Source organism: Pedobacter sp. UYP1 (assembly GCF_040547305.1).
In the GTDB taxonomy this organism is placed as follows: domain Bacteria; phylum Bacteroidota; class Bacteroidia; order Sphingobacteriales; family Sphingobacteriaceae; genus Pedobacter.
In genome coordinates, this window is the sequence record NZ_JBEPPL010000015.1 from 13,398 (window position 1) to 36,606 (window position 23,209).

Below are 23,209 nucleotides of genomic sequence, written 5' to 3' on the forward strand. Positions count from 1 at the left end.
GCCGTTATAAGTATATATTTTTTATTCATGATTTTCTGTTTTGATCAATTAAAAGCTTACACTAAGTCCCATGGTATAGGTTCTTGAATTTGGACCGGAGTTTCTATCTGATCCTTGTCCACCCGGGTTTAAACCATTGGAAGCAACTTCGGGATCAGGACCTGGGTATTTTGTGATAATCGCAAGGTTCTGGCCGGCTACAAAAACTCTAAGGTTATTGAGCTTTGCTTTTCCTAAAATCGATTTAGGAAAAGTATAACCGAAAGACAGATTCTTTAATTTAACGAAATCAGCTTTAAACACATTGATGTCCAATGGAATAGTATTACCATAAGAAACATTATCACCATAAACCGCTCTTGGAAAATCAGTTATATCTCCTGGTTTTTGCCAGCGGTTCAGCACATCGACTGCGTTATTCCAGTAGCGCTGATCGTGCAAACCTGCGTTGGTTCCGTAAGAAACATAAAAGCCCAATTGATAGGTAAGCATCACGTTTAAATCAAATCCTTTGTAACGGAAAGTATTGTCAAATCCACCATAAACTTTTGGGGAAGAGTTTTTATACATTACTGCGTCAGCACTTTGTGTGATTGCTGGTGCTGCTGTTCCATCATCAAGGTATTTCCAGTTGGATTGTCCTGTAGGGACAATGTGCTGATAGGTAACTTTCCTGCCGGCAGCGTTTAAAAATATCCGGTTACCTGTTGCCTGATCTACACCTGCGGTTTTAACTACATAGAGATATCCGATGGAGTAACCAGGTGCAGTTCTGTTTACGTTCTCTCCTGTTGAGGTACTTCCGGTAGCAAAGATGATTTCTTTCAGTCCTGGAGCAAGAGAGGTGATCTCGTTTTTGTTGAATGAGATATTGAAATTACTTGTCCAGCTGAATGCTGCGGTCTGTACTGGGGTTGCATTCAGTGAAAATTCAAATCCTTTATTATACATGGTACCTGCGTTCAGTAAGATACTGGTTGGCACACCTGTAGATGGGGCTTGTGGAACATTAATAATCAGCCCGTCGATATTATTTTTATAATAAGCAACTTCAGCAGTTAACCTGTTCTTTAGAATTCCAAAATTGAAACCTATATCCGTTTTTTTACTGGTCTCCCACTTCAATTGGGTGTTACCAGCAGCATTATAGATAGAAGTAGCAGCGCCGCCATATAATCCAGAGGTGAAAGTTGTTAAGGTCGCGTAATCGTCAATACCGCCAATATTACCAACTTTACCGTAGCTACCTCTTAGTTTAAAACTACTGAAGATATTTTCTAAGCTGCTGTTTTTCCAAAACTCTTCTTTAGTGATTTCCCATCCTGCAGAAACTCCCCAGAAAGTTCCTTTCTTTTGCCCTAATGCCGAGTATTCATCTTGTCTCAAGTTACCGCTCAGGAAATATTTTCCGTCAAAGTTATAGTTCAAACGTCCAAAATAAGATAACAGATAGTTTTCACCATAAATCATTGCTGAAGCATTATTTAATGTAAAACCTGCTTGTACAACATCATAATTCGGATCTGCTAATCCCTGACGGTCTATACCATAACCAGTAACAGTATTTCTTTGCTGCTCCTGACCAAGTAATGCATTAAAGTTATGCTTGCCAGTGGTCAAATTTGCCTGTGCAGTGTTAGTCCAGACCCAGTTTTTTCTTTTTCTGAAGATCCCAAAGGCCTGACCGTTTAGCCCCTGCCCTGGTCCGTGTACAGGATTGTAAAAAATATCGTTGTCAGCATTGATGTTATCAATCCCATAAACAGACCTCAGTGATAACCATTTAAAAGGATTGATCTGTATATAAGCGTTAGATTGGATATGATCTGTTTCATTGTTCTCTCTGTTCTTAGAAAGCACTTGTGCAAAGTTATAGAAGCCAACCTGATTACCACTTACCACGTTGTTCATCGGCCCTACAAAGGTAGCGCCCAGGTTAAAGCTCCCATCGTTATTGTAAGGAGAAACATTAGGTGCATTAACTAATGCTGTTCTTGCTACGCCAGAAGTGCCATAGGCATCACCATAGTTAGATCCTGAATTGATACCTGCAAGATTCTTTTCATTTGAATAAGCTAATTTACCTCCAATAGACAGGTAATCATTAATTTTACTATCTATATTAAACAGTGCATTTAATCTTTTAAAGCTATTCTTGATGTAAATACCTTGCTGATCGGAATAACCGGCACCCATGTAATACTTTGTATTTTCAGTACCACCAGAGATATTCGCATTATGATTTTGAGAAAAACCTGTATGATAGGCGTAATCGTACCACCTGGTATTAATTGGTTGCCCATCAGGCCCATTAGTAAGCGCAAATTTCGGCAATTGCGAAACTCCGTTCACATTAATATTTACGCTACCTGCCCGAATTGAATTCGCATTTGCTACAGCTTCATTTTTATAATCTGTATACTGAAATGCATCTAATAATTTTGGCAAACGGTAAGGGCTTGACCATCCAACCCAATTGTCATAGTTTATTCTGGGAACTCCTGTTTTACCTTTTTTTGTGGTCACAAATACAACTCCATTCGCTGCCCTGCTCCCGTATATAGCAGTGGATGCTGCGTCTTTTGCGATGTCTATACTCTCAATATCATTTGGATTGATACTTGCCAAAGGATTAGTTGCCGCAGCGGTTAGTGAAGCAACATTTGAGGCATCGCCCGAGGTCGCAACTATACCATCAATAACAAATAAGGGCTGAGAACTCAATGAGATTGAATTTGTTCCGCGAATTCTGAATACGGGTGGTGAATTCAGAACGCCGGAAGGAACAGTAATTTGCACACCAGAAGCGCGTCCTGCTAAACCAGCTTCCAGACTTTGAATTGGTTTTTGCGCAATCGCCGCTCCAGTTACGGATGAACTGCTTCCAGTAATTTCCCCTCTTTTTTGTGTGCCATAACCGACAACAACAACATCGCTAAGGGTTTGAGCACTGTTTTCCATCACAATGTTCCATACGGATGATCTGCCAATTACCTTCTCCTGGGTAATAAAGCCTAGAGAGGAAATTTCAAGCGTAGTTACTGTTGCAGGTACTTTGACAGCGAACTTTCCATCTGCTTTTGTCTGAGTTCCGCCCTTGGCGCCTTTAAAACGAATAGTTACGCCTGGCAGAGGAAGGTCATCCTCTTTAGCTGTGATTGTGCCGGTAATAGTTCGTTCCTGAGCTATTGCAAAATTTGCAAATAGCATCATCACGAAAAAGATCGTTAGAATTTTCTTCATAAAATTTAGTTTAGTTTTTAGTTAATTGTGGCTGCCTTAATATAACAATTCCGATACAATACAATAACCAGACTAATAAAATTTTAAAACATACAGTCGCAAAATGACTCAGAAAAAACAATAATCTTTGAATAAAAACACAAAGACAACTACGAAAATCGCAGATTAACCATTAAAAACAATACGAAAACCAGTAAAATAGCTAAAAAACACAACAAATAACCATCAAAACAAGACAAGAAGAGAAAAACAATAGAATTAGCAATACTTACTTCAAAAAAAAAACTTATTCAAACCTAAAAATCATTAAAACGAACGCAAAATGATCAAAAACAAAAAAAGCCCTTGCCTGCATATAGCAGATAAGGACTTTTTTAGCGCTTTTTTTTATTAAAAGTGATAACTAATGGTTCCTGATGCTGTTCTTGGTCTCATTGGTTCAATTGTACTCCAACCTTTATAATATTCTTTATTGGTAAGATTGTCCATTTTAAATGCAAATGTAAAAGCCTTTATCCCATAAGAAACCGAAGCGCTCAGTATTGTATAAGAAGGAAGTGTAAATACGCCAGTTGTTGCTCTGTTCAAGATCAAATTCTTGCCAGCATAATTTCCGCCGAAGCCAAAACCCAGCCCCTTTGCGCTTCCATTCATAATTTTATAGCTAAACCAGGCATTTACAAGATCTTCCGGCCCTGCACTTTCAGGTCTTCTGCCTTCGTAATCTGCACTTGCTCCTGTTAGTTTACTTGTATTTTTACTATAGCCTGCATTGATATTAAAACCTGGGAAAGGGTTAGCTTGTATTTCTACTTCAAATCCTTTACTGAAGTTCTTACCGCCTTGTGAAACATCATTCTGACCGCTATTCAAGATCACATTAGCTACACGAATATCATAATAGCTTAATGAAGCAGTCAATTTACCTTCAAATAGATCTGTCTTTACTCCCGTTTCCCATTGATTAGCATGTTCTGGTTTGAAAGTTTTTGTAGAAGAGATCCCGTCTATAGACACATTTGCTGGTGGAACATTGGTAAAACCGTTCATGTAATTTCCGAAAACAGAAAGTTTATCTTTTAATACCTGGTATACTAACCCGAATTTAGGGGACAATGCGGTCTGTGAATACCTGTCTGCAGCCGCAGCAGTTTGCCCTCCATTTTGAAATCTGTCTACGCGCAAACTGAACATTCCTGAAAGCGCTGGGGTGAAGTTTAAAACATCTGATACATAGGCGCTGTAAACTTGTTGATTTGTATTGCTGTTATTGTAACTGTTTGCTGCAGCTATCGCAGCATCTGCGTTTTGTTTGGTTAGTACCCCCGTATCAGTTCCTCCCAGAGTTACCAAACCTAAGCCTGCATAAGCTGAGCTATTGTCTATAAATGTTCTGTTGAAATAGTCAAGACCGGCAACAATTCTATTGCGCATACCACCAATGTGAAAGTCGCCTGTAAAGTTCTGTTGAATGTCAGTTGTTTCTGTAGTAGAATTCTGGTCACTGATGTACCGGTCAAATTTAGAAGACCCGGCAACAGATTTAGAGGATTCATACAGGTAAGAGTAATAACCATCAGATTTTGCTGTACCTCTGGAAACTACCGTTTGCGAATTCCACTGATCTGATATCTTATAATTCATCTGTGCCTGCATACTGGCAACCGGAGTCTTAATGCTCAGGTTATTATTTGTAAATGATTGTTTAGGATCATAGTTTAAACCAGCCAGCGTATTCACTTTTAGCGCGGTACTTCTGTCGAAAAACAGCATCGTCGGATTTGTACCTTCTGCGCTCAAAAATTGAGTATTCAATAAGAAGGATAACCTGTCATTTACTTTATAGGATAGAGATGGCGCGATAAATCTTGTTTTCTTAAATCCTGCATCCTGAAAACTGTTTTCATCATGGTAAGCTGCATTCACCCGGAAAAGTACTTTATGGTCTTTATCAAGTGCGGTATTGAAGTCAGCAGTTATTCTATTCAATCCATAACTTCCTGCGGTATAAGTAACGTCTGTTGCAGTACCATCAAATGGTTGTTTGGTTACTGTATTAATTAATCCACCGTAAGAAATCAAACTGCTCCCGAATAAAGTTCCTGATGGGCCTTTAAGCACTTCAATACGCTCTACATTAGAAACATCCAGACTTCCATTGGTTAATCCTGGTAAACCGTTTACCAGTGTAGGCTGCACAGCAAAGCCTCTGAGAGAAAAATAACCTGCTCCGTCTCCGCTACGTCCTGTAGAAGACCATAACTTATCAATTCCAGGAACATTTTTCAATGCATCATCATAGTTAGTGATCTGCTGCTCTGCCATCAATTCTTTAGAAACAACAGAATAAACCTGTGGATTTTCGAGATTCTTCAAAGGCATTTTTGCAACAAAATTACTTTCTTTCACTGCGAATTTATTGGTTTTTCCACCACTCACAATGACCTCTTTTAATTGCTGACTGGAAGCAGTAAAAGTGAGGTCCACAATTATCGTTTCTCCTTTGTTTACAGTCACATTTTGGGATACTGAATTTAATCCTACCAGGCGTGCAGCTATAGTGTAAGTCCCGGCTGGAATATTCTTTAGCAGGTACTGACCTTCTTTATCAGTTGCAGTATTGGCAACGCCCTTAATTGCAACCATGGCCAGTTCTACTGGTACCCCATCTGATGTTTTTATAATTCCTTTAATTCCTCCTGTTTGAGCGAAGGAAACTGAAGTAACCAGCAAAAGAAAAAATGCGGTTACAGCGACTTTTGTTGTAGAAAAAAGCATAAATATTGGTGTGTGTTGTTTGAGGCAACAAACTTACAACATCATCTGATTACTAAATAGTTATTATTTAGACTGATTTAAAATAAGACTTTAAAATGACAAATAAACTACCGGGAAAAATAAAATTCGATGAAAAGCCGAAATTATTATATTAAGATAACTATTTACTATTTCTCGTCTAATCTTTCTGGTAAGGTTTTGCAGGATCTTAAATATTCGCTGATAACTGTTTAATTAAAAAGATTATAGCTCATTCGCCTCTTCAAATCTGGCATTATGAGGTTTCTTTGTTTTTTTACCAATTAGTACTTAGATGTAAATTTTACTACAGGATCTTAATCAAAGTGAATAGCAATTAAATAGTTTAATTAGCTTATATTTAGGTATGTGCAAGTGTTTTTTCTGTAAACACTGAATTGAAATTAAAGGCGGGGTGTATAGGGATTGTTTGAATATTATGAGTTAATGCGTCTTTTATTTTATAAAAGATCGATAAAAACACTAAAATTTCTAACCTAAAAACTATCAACATGAATTTAATTGAGCTATTAAAAAGTCAGGTGAGTGCTCATGTAATCTCATCTCTGAGCCAGAAAGCTGGCGTAAGCGAAGATCAGGTAAAAACTGGTTTCGCTGCTGGTATCCCCGCCGTTTTAGGGGGAATCCTGAAAAATGGAACTGGATCGGACACTGGCTTCCTGGGTAAAATATTACCAGGCCTGGCTGGTGCTGGTACAACTGCAGAAAGTAATCCTGAAGATTTATTAAATGGTAGTGAAGATTCTTTACTGGATAAAGGAAAATCATTGTTAGGAGGTTTATTTGGGAATGATGCTGGTGCTGTAACTAGTTCTCTTTCCACTTCTACGGGGTTAAGTGCCGAAAAATCTTCGGGACTAATGGCCATGATTGCGCCACTGGTTATCGGCTTTATTACAAAGACTATGGCTAGTAAAGGATGGAATTTTTCTGACTTGCTAGGTAAAATATTTGAAAGTAAACCGGAGATTACCGCAGCATTGCCGCCGGGTTTGAGTGATTCACTGGGTTTAGCAAATCTTAGTTTGCCTAAGGTAGCGCTACCTAAAGTAGAAATCCCTCAGGTTGAGGTTCCTAAAGTAGATTTACCGAAAGTACCACCTGTTAATTATGGAACAGTTCAGGACACTAAATCTGGTGGTGGATTCCTGAAATGGCTGATTCCTTTATTGATCATTATTATTGGTGCATGGTGGATTATGGGCAGATCGGGTTGTAATAAGTCTGCAGTTGGCAGTGCTACTGATTCTTTATCAACTAAGGTCGATTCAATGGGTTCTAAAATGGATTCTGCGAGTAATGCAATGAAAGCGGGAGCTGCTGCAGTAAGCAGTACCATTTCCGGGAAGCTAAATGAAGCAGGGGATTTCGTTAGAGATCTTGGTGCTAAAACAGATAAGAAATTGCCTGATGGCACAGTCATCAATATTGGTGAGAACTCTGTAGAAAGCAGGTTAATTGCATTTATTGAGGATAAAAACAAACCAGTTGATAAAACTACCTGGTTTACATTTGACAGATTATACTTCGAAACTGGAAAAAGCACGTTAAAGGCAGAATCACAGGAACAATTAAAAAATATGGTGGCAATTTTAAAGGCGTATCCTGAGGTTAATCTAAAATTAGGTGGTTATACTGATAATACTGGAGATGCAGCAATCAATAAGAAAATAGCTAACGAACGGGCTAATGCAGCGATGCAGGAACTGGTAAAATTGGGTGTAGATCCTAAGCGTTTAGAGGCTGAAGGTTATGGTGCAGAACATCCAATTGCCAGCAATGATACCGCTGATGGAAAAGCACAGAATCGCCGTATTGATATCCGCGTGACAAAAAAATAGTTATAGTTGATTACAAAGTCCGGCCTGAATTCAAGGCGGACTTTGTAATTTATTAGTCTGATTATTTCAACGAGCGGAGCATGCTTCCTTCCCTTCCAACCTCAAGCATATGTTGCGTTCCGCATTTCAGTGCAAAGTTAGCACGTTGATGTCCTGAAGGAAAATTGAAACAAACCGGGTAATCATATTCCTTTACTTTCTCCATTACAATTTCCTCGGTTGTTTTACCAAATATTTCGCCTGGGTCATCTGGTTTTGCACTAAATCCGCCAATGATCAATCCTGCAAGATGAGCTAGTTTCCCTGTGCGCTTCAGATTCCAGAACATCCGGTCAATATTATACAAATATTCACCAGTATCTTCCAGGAACAGGATTTTACCAGCGGTGTGCAGATCTGATTTTGTACCAGAATTACTGGCTATAATGCTGAGATTACCTCCTACTAGTACCCCTTCTGCCCTACCTAACCGGTTTGATTGCGTTATTGGAGCAGTATATTTAAAATCTTCACCAGCTAAGGCTTGTCTGATCGATAAGATTGTAGAGATCTGTATGGGTTCTGCTTTAGTCCAATCGTCAGGAAAGCTATTACACATTTTAGCGTGCAGGGTTGCTATACCAAAATTCTGATTGATATGGCAGTGTAAAACGGTGACATCGCTAAATCCGATTAACCATTTAGGGTGTTTGATAAATTCAGTAAAATCCAGCTGATCAATAATACGTACAATACCATATCCGCCTCTGGCGCACATAATTGCTTTGATAACCGGATTATCTAATAGTTGCTGCAGGTCTTCGAGCCTTTCTTTGTCTGTACCTCCATAGGTAAAATCTTTTTTTCCTATGGTTGAACCAATTGCAATTTTGTATCCCCAACTTTCCATCAGCTGAACAGCGGGCTGAATACCAGATAAGCTAATAGAACCAGCAGGACTAGTAATGCCTATGGTATCACCGGGTTTTAGATAAGGTGGGATTTTAATCTTGCTGACTTCTTCTATTGCCGAAAAGTCAGCCCGGCTTTTTAAGCTTGGAAATACTATTGCTGAGGCGACCAGAGAGGAAATGAAATATTTTCGGTTCATCGGCTTCATTTGTAATGATTAGCTATTATTAACTGGCAATAAATCGCAAAACCAAAATCCACTATTACTTTTCGCAGGCTGGGTTGAACAAGAGTCATCAGCTGTTTTAGGGGCTTGGTATTCTCTGTAAACCTTCTCCCCTATTTCAAAAGGAACAGGCTTATTGAAGATAGGGCCATCAAAACAAAAGGTATGGAATTCGCCATTCTCTCCACATAGGTCGACATTCGAAGGCAAGTCTTTAATGAAATCTGTATCAATAATTCTTCCTGCAAATTCCTGATCGAGTAAATCTGCTTTGATACAAACCAGGATAGATTTGAAACCGAGGTCAATAAATTCAGTGAGCAATTCCCTGGTGTCTTTTTTCCAAAGAGGGAAAACAGCTTTTATATTTAAGGTTGATAATTGGTTTTCTCTATATTTCCGCAGGTCTTCTAAAAAAATATCACCAAAAGCAGCATGTGTAAATCCTTGTTGTTGTAGTGTAGAAACTTCCTTTTCCATTAGCATTTCATATTCCTGCATGGAGGGTTGTTCTGGCAATTCTATAGTACTGTATGAAAGATTTAGTGCTTCAATTTGCAGTTGATATAATTCTCTGCGTAAACCATGCATGCTGACCCGGTTATGTTGTCGGTTAACTGAGGTAAGCAGATGTTCTATGCTGTAGTTTTTATCCTGCATCAGATAGTGCAAAGCAAGAGCAGAATCTTTGCCTGTACTCCAGTTAAAATATGTTTTTAGTTTACTCAATGGTTTGTTATTTATTTTTCAGTATAACAATTCTTATAAAGATAAAAATAGCGATAATAATGCCTATAATTAATGGAATCAAGATTGGTTTAGCTCTGCATTTAAAATCTCTTTCAAGCTCACTGTTCCAAAATAATTCATACATAACCAGGGTCACAACGCTGTTAGCTACATAGCCAAAGCCTATACTATCCAGTTTTATAAATCCCAGAACAAAAGGGAGTGACAAAGTATATAGAACACCAAATAAAGCTACCGGCCACATTCTTCTGCCGGTTGCTTTACAATTTACAGCCAGCATATATGCACCGAGCAGAACAGAAAATAAAATTGAAAAAGTATAAACAGCAGTTTTAGTATAACATTCTGGAGCCTCAAGGTATTCGTCGATATTTTCAGTCCAGACTTCTTCTTTTCCTTGTAAGGTCTGTATTGTTCTCACATTAAGCTTTCCTGTTATATCGCTCGTTATTGTTTCAGGTAACTCAACATTTCTAAGCTGTAATTCGGCAAGCGCTAATTGTACGGCTTCATCCGTATGTTTATCAATATTATTGATATAAAACAATAATTCTTTATCAGTTTTCTTTGAAAGTATTGGTTTAAGGGCGCTCATTCAGACTGGAAGGTTATATTTATTCACGACAAAGGTCACCTGTTTAAGGCAACCTTCGTCGTAAATATAACATGAAATTAATTATTTATCCTTCTTCTTCGCTATTCTTCATTTTCATTAAAATCGCGTAAGCATTTTTGATTACAATTGATTTCACATCCAGTGGTGATTTAATCTCTACAAATCCATTGTTAATCACTCCGGTTTCTACCTTCCGCATTCTGAATTTATTTCCTCCCTCTGCAGAAAAAATATATTCTTTATTTTCCCACTTCACTACTGCGCTTTCAGGAACTGCAGTAACACTGTTATTGTTTAGTTCAATAGTTGCATTCATAAAAGTACCGGGCAATAAATCTTTATCCGCATCTTTCAAATCACAATGTACACTGGTTGTGCGGTCTTCGCCTATGTTTGGTGTAATCAAATGAATTACGGCCAGGTATTTCTTCTCTGGATGTTTATTGGTTGTACAAATGATTCTTTGCCCTTCTTTTAATTTGGATGCATCGTTTTCAAAAACTGTCAGGTTCACATGTAAAGCACCCGGATTAATGAGTTCGAATAAAACATCTGAAGAAGTAACATACTTCCCGGTATTCACGTTTACTTTAGTGACATAGCCGCTTATAGGGGCATAGATATTAATCGCTCTTGAGATATTATTCTCGTTTAAGGCATTTGGGTTCAGACCGGTTAACCTGATCTTTTCGGCTAGTGAACGCGCCAGGATTTTTTGACTGCTAAATTCACTTTCTGCTTGCTGGAAAAGCTTATCACTTGTTGCTTTTGTTGCATTTAAACCTTTTTGACGGATATAATCTGCTTCTGCAAATTTCAATTTACTCTTTGCCGTCAGGTAGTCTTGTTGTAATTGGATGTATTGCTGATCTTCTATAGTAGCTAATATACTTCCTTTAGCTACCCGCATTCCTGGGATCAGCATCATCTTTTTAACATATCCGCCTAATGGGATACTGATTGATATCATATTTTCTGGTGGTACGTCAACCACACCATTCACTTTTAAGGCTGTGTGCATTTCCTTCTTTTCAAAAGGCCCGGTTTCCACTCCTGAGTTTTTGATCTGCTCTGGCAAAAGCTGAACCACGTCTTCATCAACCTTTGTTTGAGGTTTTTCTTCCTTTACGGCAGCCTTTTCATCTTGTTGCCGATTGCTGCAGGATGCGCATAAAAAGAGCATAAGGGATGCGAATTGAATTACTTTTTTCATCTTTTTTATTGATGGTTTCATCTGTATATTTTATTAAAACTTAGTTAATGGCACTTATTTTTTCTATTTCAAAAGCCGCTTCATTCAATTGTTGAACGGTATTGAAATATTCACTACGAATCTGAATAGATTGATTGATCAGGATCACCCAATCCAGATAACCGATTTCTCCTGCATTTAATTTATCGGTAGTAATGGTAATTATCCTGGATGCATCCGGGAGAATTGAGTTTTGATAAGAAGTCACCAGCCTGCTTTGCTGTGCGTAGATTTTCAAGGCATCTCCCATCCTGTTAGTCAACTCCTGTTCAATCACAGAAAACTCCTGTTCACGCTGCCTGATTAATACATTCGAGGCTTTGATCCTGGAACGCTGTGCACCAAAGAACAGCGGTATTCCAACACCGACATTTACAGAAGAGAAACGTTTACTTTTATCAAAGTATAAATCAGTGCCCGAAGCTGTAGTCTGCAAGCCTACAATACTGGCGTTACTGTAACCAAGATTTAAGGAAGGCATGAGCTTACTTTTTTCTAATTTGTACTGCTGTTGAGAGAGCAGGATTTGTTGTTGTTGTAATTTTAACGAAGGGTTATCTGCTATTTTATCTGCTGATGGCAAAGAAGAAAGTTTGTATAACACGCTATCGGTTTCTGGAACCATTTTCTGCTGGCCATTTAACAAAAGGTTAAAGCGATTCAATAACACTTCATAGTCTGTTTTTAGAATTTCCAGCTGGTTAGAGATCTGTGAACGCTGATTTCTGGCAGTTACGAGTTCTAGTGCGTCTACATCTCCTGAATTAAAACGTTGTTCAGCTTTCTTCAGAAAGTTACCATAAATGCTGTCAGCTTGTAGCAATAGCCTGCGTTTATTTTCCAAAACCAGCAATCCGTAATAGGTAGACTTAACGCTTGTTTTGAGCGCTAGCTGCTGTTGTAGCTGTCCAGTTTCACTAATCAGGATATTTGTTTTATAAATAGCCGACTGCCTGGTGTATACAGTAGGGAAATCGATGCTTTGCGAGATCGAAAACCTGTTATCATTGTTTAAACTGTTATACTGACCAAATTCAAATCCTGCAGTTGCCTTTTGAACATCAAAGCTGCTTGTTTTCAATTCCCGGTGATAATTGGTTTCCAGTGCGGAAACACGCAAAGCATTGTTATTTTTTAATGCGCTGTCTATCGCCGCTGGCAAATGTATTTTTTCCTGAGCGATTGTATGAAAGCTGATTGAGAATAAAATAATCAGGGCAGCTATCGCTTTCTGTGGCCTGAAATATTTGAATCCTTTTTCAAAAAGTATATAAAGCATAGGTAAAACGAATAGGGTAAGTAAGGTCGAGACAATTAAACCACCGATAACAACTGTAGCCAGTGGTTTCTGTACAGCACCACCAGCACCAGTACTGATAGCCATCGGAATAAATCCAAGAGAAGGGACAAGAGCAGTCATCAGGACAGCTCTGAGCTTGGATTTGGTAGCATGTATCACAATACGTTTAACATCTGTCCAGCCTTCTTTTTTCAAACGGTTAAATTCAGTTACTAAAAGGATTCCATTTAAAACAGCAACTCCGAATAAAGCGATAAAACCCACTCCGGCAGAAATACTAAAGGGAAGGTCTCTCATCCACAGTGCCAGAACCCCACCAATTGCTGACAATGGGATTGCGGTATAAATAAGCAATCCTTGTTTTACTGAACTAAAAGCGAAGTACAGCAGCAAAAAGATAAGTAAAAGTGCAATAGGTACTACAATACTTAACCTTGCTTTGGCGGCAGTCATATTTTCAAAAGACCCTCCGTATTGTATGGTATAGCCCTTATTCAGGCGGAGTTCTTTTCCAACTTTCTGCTGTAATTCTTCGACTATGGATTGTACATCCCTGTCTTTGATATTAAAACCAATAATAATCCTGCGTTTGGTGTCTTCCCGCTGAATCTGGTTCACTCCTTCTACTTCTTCTACCGATGCGACCAGTGATAATGGAATCTGACCACCGGTTTTTGCCGGAATCATCAGGTTACGGATGTCCGCGATATTCTTGCGTGCCCCACCGGCTAATCTGACCACCATATCAAATCGCTTTTCTCCTTCATATACCTGTCCTGCTACCTGCCCGGCAAAAGCTGTATTCACGACACGATTTACATCACTCACATTCAAGCCATATTTAGCCATGCCTTCTCTGTTGTATTTAACCACAACCTGTGGCATCCCATTTACTTTTTCTTCATAAATATTAATAGCTCCTTTGACAGTCTGAATGATTCCGGTTAGGCGATGTGCGTAATTCGCCAGAGAATCCAGATCTTCTCCAAAAATCTTACAGACCACATCTTGCCTTGCTCCTGTCATCAATTCATTAAAACGCATCTGAACAGGGAATTGGAATCCAACAGTGATACCTGGAACAACTTCAAGTGCTTTGGTCATTTTAGCACTTAGTTCTGGAAATGATTTAGCTGAAGTCCACTCCTTTTTATCTTTAAGGATAACCATCATATCACCTGCTTCAAAAGGCATCGGATCTGTAGGGATTTCGGCACTTCCAATCTTGGTGACTATCTTCTGGACTTCAGGAAATTCTTTCAGCAGGATTTTAGACGCTTTCTGCGTCGTTTCAATCGTGTTATTTAAGTTACTACCTGTCAACAGCCTGGTTTCAACGGCAAAATCACCTTCTTCCAGCTGGGGAATAAATTCTCCGCCCAACCGGGTGAGTATAAATACTGCAACTACAAATAATGAAAGGGTAACCAGAATGATAGTTTTGGGAAAATGTAATACTTTACTAAGTATGGGTTGATATCTTCTTTCCAACCATGCCATCAGCCTGTCGGTCATATTTTTTTCATGCTTCAGGTTTTTACTGAGGCATAGGGCCGACATCATCGGAACGTAGGTAATGGATAATATAAATGCACCAAGAATAGCAAATGCAATTGTAAATGCCATCGGTTTAAACATCTTTCCTTCAATGCCTTCGAGAGAGAGAATTGGTAAATAAACGATCAGAATAATGATCTGGCTGAAAACGGCCGATTTAATCATAGAGCCGGTAGATTTACCGACTTCTTTATCCATTTCATCCTGATTGATATGTCCTGCTTTTCTGAATTGTTTGGAATGCGAAAAACGATGTAATATCGCTTCTACAACGATAACAGAACCATCGACAATCAGTCCAAAATCTATGGCTCCCAATGACATCAAATTTCCGCCAACGCCAAATTTATTCATCAGAATAATTGCAAATAACATGGAAAGCGGAATAACTGAAGATACAATAAGCCCTGCTCTGAGGTTACCTAAAAAGAATACAAGAACAAAAATAACAATTAATGCACCTTCTAATAAGTTGGTTTCTACGGTATGGATAGCATTATCCACCATTTTAGTCCGATCCAGAAAAGGTTCAATAACTACTCCTTTTGGCAGCATTTTCTGTATTTCAGCAATCTTATCTTTAACTCTTTTAACGACTACTGAAGAATTTTCTCCTTTCAGCATCATGACCACTGCACCTGCAACCTCGCCCTGATCATTATAGGTCATTGCGCCATACCTGATTGCAGCTCCGTATTGAACGGTGGCCACGTCTTTCATCAATAAAGGAGTACCATTTTCTAGTGTTTTGACTACAATCTGCTGAATATCCTGCGTAGTAGCAGTTAATCCTTCACTTCTGATGTATAATACGGTAGGGCCTTTTTCAATATAAGCACCACCTGTATTTTCATTGTTTCTTTCCAGTGCTTCAAATACATCAGCTATAGTAAGATTGTGAGCTTTTAATTGTTCCTGACGAACAGCAATTTCATATTGTTTGAGTTTACCACCGAAACTGGAAACTTCCGCGATACCGGGTGTTCCTAAAAGCTGGCGGCGTACAATCCAGTCTTGAATGGTCCGGAGTTCTGTAGCATCGTACTGCGCTTCATACCCTTTGAGTGGTCTGACCACGTATTGATAAATTTCGCCCAGTCCGGTTGAAACAGGAGCCATTTGAGGAGACCCTGCACCGGCAGGAATCTCTTGTTGAACTTGTTGTAATTTCTCACTGATCTGTTGCCTTGCCCAGTAAACATCGGTCTCTTCATCGAATACAATGGTAACCAGGGAAAGGCCAAAACGGGAAAAACTTCTGATTTGTTTAAGACCGGAGATACTGCTGCAGGCTTGTTCAATAGGAAACGTAATTAATCTTTCGATATCTGGTGCACCAAGAGAGGGTGATACGGTAATCACCTGGACCTGGTTGTCTGTAATATCGGGAAGTGCATCTATAGGTAATTTGGTGACCTCATAAGTACCCCAGCCAATTAGCGCGAGTACAAAAAGACCAATGATCAGCTTATTCTTTATAGAAAAGCTAATAATCAGGTTAAGCATAATTTCTAATTATTTTAAAAAACAGGAATACGTCAGTGCTATAGAGACATTTTTTCTATGGCACACTAATTAAAGCCGGTTAAATGGCTTCTGCGGAATTTTAAAAGAAGAATTTATACTCTGGGTGGCCTGAATAAATTTTCGAGTGCAGGATTGCACAGCCAGTTTTGCCCGGGTTTAACAGGGGCTTCTACCAAAAAGATATAGTGTTGTTTAAATTGAATAGTTTTTGAAAAAGAAATAGCTTGAGAAATATGTCCCTGGCTACTGATCTTTTTAAATGGCAGTTTCATATCCTCTTCATCATCATTATCGTTTAAATCTTCCCCAAAATAATGCATGGATAAGAAATCGATAATCCCAACCTGACTATTTTGTTGGTGGTGCTGTTGAAAATGTGAGACAAGATGAGGCAGTTTGAATACTTCGGAGAAAGAAGTATTCAGAAAAAGAATTGGAAATAGTACGTATAAACATGCCTTTTTCACGCCGTAAATATAGACAAATCATCATCATTCAACATAGTGTGAAATTTATTTGCAAACTTAACTAACGTTAACTAGCATTGTATTAAATTATTTTCGCTCATCTCTCAATCTTAAATAGCCATGAAAATGGATTTCACTACCGCTACTTTTAAAAATTTCGAGAACATTGAAGGTCATGATATGTATGATAGAGCAGCCGTTTTCGGCGATTTCCTTCAATATATGAAAGATAACGGTCACATGAATTACCGTCTTCAGAATTTCTCAGGCTGCGGGCCGGAAATGCGTGTAAAAACTTCAATACATGAGGATGGTTTTGATTATGTGAGCTTTGTCTCTAATGACTACCTGGGTTTTACGCAGCATCCAAAAGTAAAAGCTGCTGCTATACAGGGAATATCAGACTTCGGTACTGGCGCGGGGGCATCGCCATTAATTGGTGGACATTTTTCTTACCATGAAATTTTAGAAGAGAAAATTGCTTCTTTTTTTAAGCGGAACAAAGATTCATCAGTAATTTATACCACCGGTTATACGGCAAATAGTGCTACTTTGATGAGCTTGTTACAAAAAGAAGATTTGGCGATAGTTGATATGGCTGTGCATTCCAGTATTTATGAGGGTTGCATATTAACGAATACAAAAACATTTCTTCATAACCATATGGAGTCTCTGGAACGAATTTTAAAAGCTGCCAGATCTCAGTACAGAACTAAGTTGGTAATTGTTGACGGTGTTTATTCTCAGGATGGTGATCTTGCACCTTTAAGGGAAATCATCGGATTAGCGAGGCAATATGGTGCTTATGTGATGGTAGATGATGCGCATGGAATCGGAGTACTGGGCGCGACCGGAAGAGGGGCTCTGGAGCAGCATGATCTATTAAATGAGGTGGATATTATTTCCGGAACTTTCAGCAAGACATTCGCAAATATTGGCGGTTATGTGATTGCAAACCCTAACCTGATCAACTTTCTTAAATTTCAGTCCAGGCAGCAGATTTTCTCAGCCACCAGCACACCTGCAGCAGCGGGTATCATTAAGGCGATTGAATTAATTGATGAGGAACCGCAATGGCAGTTAAAGCTATGGGAAAATATCAATTATTTCAAGAAAGGGCTTCAGGATATTGGGATAGATACGGGGACAACTGCATCTGCTATAGTTCCTGTTAAAATCGGTGATCCCCATAAAACTGGTGATGCCGGCAAGTTATTACTGAAGGCTGGTATCTATACAAATCCAATATTATATCCTGCTGTAGCAAAAAAAGATGCCCGGATACGAATGAGTTTAATGGCGACTCATACGCGGGAACAATTAGATAAAGCCCTGAGTGCGTTTGAATTTGTAAATCAAAAACTTGATATTGCAGGACAAAGTGTATAAGATGGTCAGAAAAATTACCGAAGGACCAATAAGAAATAAAGAAAAAACCAGACTGAAATTACTGAATGCCGTTGGTGAAATTATAAAGACTGAAGGTTATAAGGGTTTGGGGGTGAATAATATTGCCGCTAAAGCCAAAGTTGACAAGAAACTTATCTATCTGTATTTCGGAAATGTGGACAAGCTTGTAGAAACCTACGTACGGCAAAAGGATTATTGGAGTGCCTTTTCTGAAGGTATACAAGGATTAATTGAAGCCAATCAAGGTAATTTTGGTCAGGAGCTTGCCAGCCAGATATTAGTTGACCAGTTTAACTTTTTCCTTGATGCCGAAGAAATGCAGAAAGTTATTCTTTGGGAAATCAGTGAAAAGAATGCACTGATGCGGGAAATAGCTGATGCAAGAGAGATTTTAGGCAACGAACTTTTTAAACTTACCGATCCACATTTCAAAGGGACGGATGTAGATATAAGAGCTATTCAGGCTCTTTTAATTGGGGGGATTTATTACCTGGTTTTACACGCAAAGTCAAATGGCAGTACATTTTGCGGCCTGGATATTAATGAGCTGCCTGACCAGAAAAGAATTATCAAAAGCCTTCGTCAGCTTGTGGAATGGAGCTATGCCAAGGCTAAAAAATAAGGTGTAAAATCTCTCCCTTCATTCTTCCGTTAAATTTACTTTTCCAATTATCAACAGTCTCTTTTATGGGTTCTTCTGACTCCTGTCAAAAGGTTCCTGCTCCTATCAGCTCTTTTTTGAATCATTTGGATTTTGTGTATAATAAATTTAAGAGTTTGGCACTGGATAAGTATCAGTATGAGCAAGTTCCACTATTCACTAATAGGTGAAATATTCTTTGGAATATCAAAAAATAGTATTTAATCTTGCATGTAATGATTAACAAATAACTATTAAGAATATAAATAGCAAATAAAGAGAAATGTAAATCAAAAAAATCTAAAACTACCTACCTATTTTAAACAATTAAATTTTACAATTATGCACATCATTGATCTCCAGAATAAGGAGTTGAGACATGACTATGTCTCTACCATTTCTACATCAGTAGCCGAGAACTTACACAAAGACAAATTTGGATGTATTGTTAAAAATACTTCTTCCAACCCTCTTGATCTTTTTAAATCAATTTGTAATGAAGTCGGTTCACCAATCACAGCGCAATATTTTGAGGTGTCCAGCGAGGATGATTATTTCCATGATGTTATAGCGCATTTATGTCTGAATTCTGCCTACAAGGATAATAAGCCGGCTATTTTATGCAATATCGATAGTATTCTGGCCAAATTAACTGAAATTGATATAGATATTTTAAGCACACCAATATTCGAATTCAGCTCAGGTAAAGCTGCGGTATTAACCAAAAAAGAGGATGAATATCAACTGCGATATAATGGGGAAACTATTAATACCACGACCTTATTACATATTGCTAAAGATGTACTCAAAAAGCTTGAAGATATAATTAATGAAATCGGAGAGCAGTATTATCTGAATGAGGGAGACTTTTTAGTCCTCAATAATCACAGAATTATACACAGCAGAACTAATTTCTCAAACGATAATGGCCGCCAGTTTAAAAGTGTCAGATTGTACTATAAATAAGGTTCTGCCAAAAGAGAGGCAGACAAACTGATCGGATATATTTTTTAACTTTATAGCACATAAACAATAAAGCAATGGATGAACAAGAAGTTTGCAGCCATATTACTGCTATCAAAGAAGTGAAAATAAGTAAAGATTATGTTTGTGAAGAGTGTATTAAGCAGCATACTGAATGGATGCATTTACGTGTCTGTCAGACTTGCGGGCGAACGCTTTGCTGTGATGATTCTCCACAAAAACATATGACCAAACATTATCATGAAAATAAACATCCGGTAATTTCTTCTGCTGAACCTGGAGAACGCTGGTTATGGTGTTATCCAGACGAAGTATTTGTAGAATATTAATGACTTGCAGAACGGTCATTTTTGTCCGTTCTGCTCTCCCACCCCTGTTGTTTCGTTTACGTCCTTAGCCAATTTACCTCCCACTTATTGGCTCAAAAGTTATCACTTAATTTATTTCTTCCTTGTTTCTTCGTTAAAATAGTACCCTTTCTTCTTTTAAATGGTAATCGCCGGTTTTCTGGCTGGTTTTTTTATCCTGTTTTTACTTTTTGGTTTATATAAAGATAAAATCACGCAGTATCAGCAGGATTTATTATCTTATTTCCATTACCTATTAACCTAATAATTAACCAAAATCATTAAGAAATGAAGAAAATTATACTCTTATTCCTGGTGACTGCTTTATTTTTTTCCATGCAGGTAATGGGGCAGGAAAAAATAGTATCAGGAACAGTAACTTCAGCAGAAGATGGATTACCACTCCCTGGTGTAACTGTCAAAATTAAAGGAACAACTTTGGGCGTGATGACCAACACAGATGGAAATTATTCCATCAAAGCCACGCCAGGACAAATTCTTGTCTTCTCTTTTATTAGTTCAGTAAGTCAGGAACAAGTTGTTGGAACGGCAGCCAGAATCAACATTATTCTGAAGCAAGATTCAAAAGGCTTGATTGAAGTTGCTGTAACCGCTTTCGGAGTGAAGCAACAGGTACGCGGGCTGGGTTATGCCACACAAAATGTAAAGGCAAAAGAGATCGTAGAATCTAATCAGCCTAATATTGTGAATGCTTTGCAGGGAAAGGTGGCTGGGGTACAAATCAACAATTCGAGTGGTGCTCCAGGTTCTTCGGCGAGTATTAATATACGTGGTGGGTCTTCGTTAAGTGGAAATAACCAGCCTCTTTTTGTAGTAGATGGTATTCCAATTGACAATAGTACGCCTGTTTCTCAGGGTGGATTAGTTGCAAGTGCAGCTCCGGCTTCAAACCGGGCGATTGATATCAATCCGGAAGATATAGAAAGTATCACGGTATTAAAAGGGCCTGCTGCTGCTGGATTATATGGTTTACGTGCAGCCTCGGGTGCAATTGTAATTACCACTAAAAAAGGGGCCTCGGGTGCCGGTAAAGTTACTTATTCAAATAATTTCTCTTTTGACCGGGTCAACAAGCTGCCAGAACTTCAATCTACTTACAAACAAGGCGAACAGGGGGTTTCTAATGCGGTAGCGACCGGCTCATGGGGATCTTTGTTAAATCCGGGGGAAGCTGTTTACAATAATCTTGGTGATTTCTTTAAAACCGGATTTTCACAGACACATGATGTTTCAGCAAGTGGTGGCAATGAAAAGACTACTTTTTTTGCTTCTGCTGGTTTATTAGATCAGAAAGGAATTGTAGAAAACACCAGTTATAAGCGTAAATCATTCAGGTTAAGCGGTGACAGCAAAATTTCGGATAAGCTAAAAGTTGGCGGAACACTGAATTATATAGAATCTGACCGGAAATATGTGTTGCAGGGTAGTGGCAGCGGGGTAATGGGTGCTGCCCTCTGGCCAACAAGTGATAACATGAGTATTTATTTAAATCCAGATGGCAGCCAGCGCACACTTACTGGTCTGGATAATCCGTATTGGAGCCGCAATTACAAGCCTATTACCGACAAGGTGAACAGGATCATCGCCAATGGAAACATCGTATATGATCCGTTTTCGTTCCTGAATGTAACTTACCGTTTAGGGACAGATTTCTACAATGAAAAGTTTAAGAGCATCAGGGGAGCTGGGACAACAGTGGTTGGGGAAGAAAAAGGGGCCATTTCTGAAGTCGCTTCTACCAATCAGATCACGACTTCTACTTTATTGATCACTGGAAAAAAAACTTTTTGGACCGATTTTAACACCAGTCTTACGCTTGGCCACAATCTTGAATCAACTGCATATGAAGGTGTAACGACAACGGGTCTGGGCTTCATTGATCCTACATTCACGTCGCTGAATAATACTTTGCCAAATACCAGGACAAGTATCAATAACATTACCAGAAGAAGAATAATGGGCGTTTTTGGAGATTTGAACCTGGACTATAAAAACCTGGTTTATCTGAATTTCCGTGGGCGTAATGATTGGTCGTCTACGGTTAGAAAAGATGCACGCTCCTTCTTTTATCCTGCAATAAGTACTTCTATTGTATTTTCTGAAGTACTAAAGGAAATGGGACTTAAATCGGATGACAAGGTCTTTTCGTTTGGAAAGTTCAGAGCTTCGTGGGCAAGGGTTGGTAAGGATGCTCCTCCATATGTACTGGCTACCACATTAGGTACCACGACTAATAGCTCTACGATTAATCCAAGGGGCTTCATTATAAATTCAGGTGGTTATTATGGAAATCCGCTGCTTCAGCCTGAATTCACGAATTCGTTTGAAATCGGAGCAGATGTCAGGTTTTTCAAAAGCAGAGTGGGTTTGGATGTTACTTACTATAACTCTACTTCAGATAATCAGATTCTTGGTACGCGTACAACTCCTTCGTCTGGTGCATTTCTGGCCTACCTGAATGGTGGTTCTATTCATAGCCGGGGCGTGGAAGCTATATTGAATATCCAGCCTATTGCGCATCAAAACTTCAAATGGTCTGTAGATCTGAACTTTGCAAAGAACAAATCAACAGTAAAATCATTGCCAGGGGAATTAGACAGAATAGAATTATCAGATGCCTGGGTTGCTGCCGGGGGCACTAACGTAGCACAGGCCGCCGCATTTCTGAATGGTTCTTTATTCGGGATCAATGGTACGACATGGAAAACCAATAGTGATGGAAAATTGCTGCTAGATAATAATGGAGCTCCGCAGATAGCACCTGCGCTGAGTCTGATTGGTGACAGAAATCCAGATTTCACAGCTGGAATTACCAATACTTTCACTTATAAAAACCTGTCTTTATCTTTTATGATCGATATCAGACGTGGTGGTGATATTTTCAATAACACGGAAAATGCCATGGTTTATTCGGGGACCAGTAAAAAAACATTGGATAGAACCACCAGAGTTTTTGATGGAATTATAGAATCTACAGGATTGGCCAATACAAAAAGTATCAAACTAGATCAGAATTATTATCAGACGTTATATGCCAAACAGGGATACGATTTTGTAGAAGATGGCAGCTGGTATCGCCTGCGCTATGCCACAGTAAGTTATAGTTTTCCGAAAACAAGAATTAAGGGAGTTGGACTATCTAATTTACAAGTCTCATTAACTGGCCGGAATCTGATCCTGATTACTAAATATTCTGGTGTGGATCCCGAAGTTTCTGGAAGTGGTGCCGGAGTGAATGGCTCAGGGTCGTTTGGATTCGACAACCTTGGTATACCGGCAACCAGGGGATTTGATTTGGGTTTAAGATTATCATTTTAATA

At 38.8% G+C, this 23,209-nt stretch carries 14 protein-coding genes; 6 read left to right on the top strand and 8 right to left on the bottom strand.

Annotated features, from left to right (window positions below):
• Positions 1–48 precede the first annotated feature (48 nt).
• Positions 49–3,243, bottom strand: coding sequence for a SusC/RagA family TonB-linked outer membrane protein (locus ABIB30_RS22340; RefSeq protein WP_354305278.1), 3,195 nt, complete (start codon positions 3,241–3,243; stop codon positions 49–51).
• A gap of 390 nt (positions 3,244–3,633) precedes the next feature.
• Complete coding sequence (locus ABIB30_RS22345; RefSeq protein ID WP_354305279.1) at positions 3,634–6,021, bottom strand: TonB-dependent siderophore receptor; 2,388 nt, start codon at positions 6,019–6,021, stop codon at positions 3,634–3,636.
• A gap of 530 nt (positions 6,022–6,551) precedes the next feature.
• Between ABIB30_RS22345 and ABIB30_RS22350 the strand changes: the two genes are divergently transcribed.
• On the top strand, positions 6,552–7,901 hold the full coding sequence (locus ABIB30_RS22350; RefSeq protein WP_354305280.1) for an OmpA family protein: 1,350 nt from the start codon (positions 6,552–6,554) through the stop codon (positions 7,899–7,901).
• Between the two features lie 61 nt (positions 7,902–7,962).
• On the opposite strand, the gene ABIB30_RS22355 is transcribed toward ABIB30_RS22350, so the two are convergent.
• The 6 genes from ABIB30_RS22355 to ABIB30_RS22380 form a co-directional block, all read right to left on the bottom strand.
• Positions 7,963–9,000: a S66 peptidase family protein gene (locus tag ABIB30_RS22355; protein ID WP_354305281.1), complete on the bottom strand. Its 1,038-nt coding sequence runs from the start codon at positions 8,998–9,000 to the stop codon at positions 7,963–7,965.
• A gap of 9 nt (positions 9,001–9,009) precedes the next feature.
• Complete coding sequence (locus tag ABIB30_RS22360) at positions 9,010–9,747, bottom strand: Dph6-related ATP pyrophosphatase (RefSeq protein WP_354305282.1); 738 nt, start codon at positions 9,745–9,747, stop codon at positions 9,010–9,012.
• Positions 9,748–9,754: 7 nt separating this feature from the next.
• On the bottom strand, positions 9,755–10,363 hold the full coding sequence (locus ABIB30_RS22365) for a hypothetical protein (protein WP_354305283.1): 609 nt from the start codon (positions 10,361–10,363) through the stop codon (positions 9,755–9,757).
• An 85-nt stretch (positions 10,364–10,448) separates the two neighbouring features.
• Positions 10,449–11,597: an efflux RND transporter periplasmic adaptor subunit gene (locus ABIB30_RS22370; RefSeq protein ID WP_354305284.1), complete on the bottom strand. Its 1,149-nt coding sequence runs from the start codon at positions 11,595–11,597 to the stop codon at positions 10,449–10,451.
• Between the two features lie 40 nt (positions 11,598–11,637).
• A complete protein-coding gene (locus ABIB30_RS22375; protein WP_354305285.1) occupies positions 11,638–15,999 on the bottom strand; it encodes a CusA/CzcA family heavy metal efflux RND transporter in 4,362 nt (1,453 codons plus the stop codon).
• 113 nt (positions 16,000–16,112) lie between these two features.
• Complete coding sequence (locus ABIB30_RS22380) at positions 16,113–16,487, bottom strand: hypothetical protein (RefSeq protein WP_354305286.1); 375 nt, start codon at positions 16,485–16,487, stop codon at positions 16,113–16,115.
• Between the two features lie 126 nt (positions 16,488–16,613).
• Between ABIB30_RS22380 and ABIB30_RS22385 the strand changes: the two genes are divergently transcribed.
• From ABIB30_RS22385 to ABIB30_RS22405, 5 genes are all read left to right on the top strand, one after another.
• On the top strand, positions 16,614–17,876 hold the full coding sequence (locus tag ABIB30_RS22385; RefSeq protein WP_354305287.1) for an aminotransferase class I/II-fold pyridoxal phosphate-dependent enzyme: 1,263 nt from the start codon (positions 16,614–16,616) through the stop codon (positions 17,874–17,876).
• A gap of 1 nt (position 17,877) precedes the next feature.
• Positions 17,878–18,519 (top strand): TetR/AcrR family transcriptional regulator, encoded by a 642-nt coding sequence (locus ABIB30_RS22390; protein WP_354305288.1) that lies wholly within the window; start codon positions 17,878–17,880, stop codon positions 18,517–18,519.
• Between the two features lie 360 nt (positions 18,520–18,879).
• Positions 18,880–19,503: a Fe(II)-2OG oxygenase family protein gene (locus tag ABIB30_RS22395; protein ID WP_354305289.1), complete on the top strand. Its 624-nt coding sequence runs from the start codon at positions 18,880–18,882 to the stop codon at positions 19,501–19,503.
• A gap of 74 nt (positions 19,504–19,577) precedes the next feature.
• Positions 19,578–19,850, top strand: coding sequence for a UBP-type zinc finger domain-containing protein (locus ABIB30_RS22400; protein WP_354305290.1), 273 nt, complete (start codon positions 19,578–19,580; stop codon positions 19,848–19,850).
• Between the two features lie 306 nt (positions 19,851–20,156).
• On the top strand, positions 20,157–23,207 hold the full coding sequence (locus tag ABIB30_RS22405; protein ID WP_354305291.1) for a SusC/RagA family TonB-linked outer membrane protein: 3,051 nt from the start codon (positions 20,157–20,159) through the stop codon (positions 23,205–23,207).
• The last annotated feature ends 2 nt before the right edge of the window (positions 23,208–23,209 follow it).